This window comes from Psychrobacter glacincola (assembly GCF_965118485.1).
GTDB classification, from domain to species: Bacteria; Pseudomonadota; Gammaproteobacteria; order Pseudomonadales; family Moraxellaceae; genus Psychrobacter; species Psychrobacter glacincola_D.
In genome coordinates, this window is the sequence record NZ_CBCPJH010000083.1 from 1 (window position 1) to 1,025 (window position 1,025).

Here is a 1,025-nt window from a genome sequence, read left to right on the forward strand (position 1 = left end):
CCCCTATGGCAGGATAGTTGTCACCCCTAAATAATAATTCCAAAGGGGACAATGAGGACACATCATGCCACGATATAGCGAAGAACGTAAACAGGCTATACTCAGCAAACTGCTACCCCCGCTGAGCCTAAGTGTTGCCGAGGTTTCAAGAAGTGAAGGCATCGGATTACAGACCCTGTATAATTGGCGTGCCCAAGCTAGAGAACAAGGTCACCCCATGCCATCGAACCATAAAACCCCTGATGACTGGTCAAGCGAAACCAAGCTTGCCACCATTATAGAGACGGCCACCCTAAGCGAGAGTGAACTTAGCGAATACTGCCGCAGCAAAGGCCTATATGTTGAGCAAATCAAAGCGTGGCGTACTGACGCCTTACAAGGCTTTAGCAGCAGCAAACAACAAAGCCTGAAAGACAAGCGTCAGCAGCAGAGCGATCGCAAACAGATCAAACAACTCACCCGAGAGCTTGCTCGAAAAGAAAAGGCTTTAGCTGAAACTGCCGCCTTACTGGTATTGCGAAAAAAGTTGGAAGCGTTTTGGGAGGAGCACGAGGACGACTGACCTTGCTCCCTAAGCGCAAGCAATACATAGACTGGATACAAGAGGCCAATCACTCAGGAGCCAGACTTAACCTTGCCTGTATTGAAGTTGGCATTAGCATCCGCACCTATCGGCGCTGGTACCGCGCAGGTCACGTGAATGGTGATAAACGGTGTGACGCCGTGCGCCAAGCTCCTAAGAATAAACTGAGCGCCTCTGAACAAGCCGCCATCCTAGCCGTGTGCAATCAGCCCCGCTTTGCCAGTCTGCCGCCCACCCAAATTGTACCGACCCTGCTTGATGAGGGGATATATCATGGCTCAGAGTCTACCTTTTATCGGGTGCTGAGGCAGCATGAGCAATTGGCTCACCGCGGTCGTGCACTTGCCCCTAAAGCCTCAAGCGCCCCAAAGACCTTTACTGCCACTGGCCCTTGCCAAGTGTTCTGCTGGGATATCACCTATCTGCCAAGTCCGGTACGGGG

General features: G+C 51.9%; 1 protein-coding gene and 1 pseudogene. Both read left to right on the forward strand.

Going from position 1 to position 1,025, the window contains the following annotated elements; genetic code table 11:
* Positions 1 to 64: 64 nt before the first annotated feature.
* Complete coding sequence (locus tag ACMHKH_RS14615; protein ID WP_192521042.1) at positions 65 to 562, forward strand: transposase; 498 nt, start codon at positions 65 to 67, stop codon at positions 560 to 562.
* Positions 538 to 1,025: pseudogene (locus tag ACMHKH_RS14620) on the forward strand (IS3 family transposase); the annotation flags it as partial. The gene ACMHKH_RS14615 and the pseudogene ACMHKH_RS14620, both read left to right, overlap by 25 nt.